Origin of the sequence: Mariniradius sediminis (assembly GCF_021491425.1) — a bacterium.
Lineage (GTDB): Bacteria > Bacteroidota > Bacteroidia > Cytophagales > Cyclobacteriaceae > Mariniradius > Mariniradius saccharolyticus.
In genome coordinates this window covers 1-283 of the sequence record NZ_JAKEVZ010000089.1, presented here as the reverse complement: position 1 = coordinate 283, position 283 = coordinate 1, and the positions used below count along the sequence as shown (strand labels likewise).

The following is a 283-nucleotide window of genomic DNA, read 5'->3' as shown; positions in this document are numbered from 1 at the left end:
TATGCGCGGCCAGTGGTTCTTCTGTCAGCAGGTTGCCATTGTTACCTACAAAGGTGGCGAGTGACATTACCAATCGCTCACGAATTGGATCAATTGGCGGATTGGTTACCTGAGCAAACAGTTGTTTGAAATAACTGCTGAGGTGTTGCGGCTGATCACTTAATATCGCAAGTGGGGTATCAGTACCCATTGAACCTACTGGCTCTTTGCCATCTATTGCCATGGGTGCAATGATGGTTTCAAGATCTTCCGTAGAATAACCAAAAGCTTTCTGGTATTTGAA

Annotated in this window: 1 protein-coding gene; it reads right to left on the bottom strand. The window is 45.2% G+C overall.

Annotated elements, in window-relative coordinates; all coding sequences use genetic code 11:
- Nucleotides 1–283, bottom strand: a 283-nt coding sequence (locus L0U89_RS20395; RefSeq protein WP_234863207.1) for a glutamate synthase central domain-containing protein, incomplete at both ends; no start/stop codon positions are given.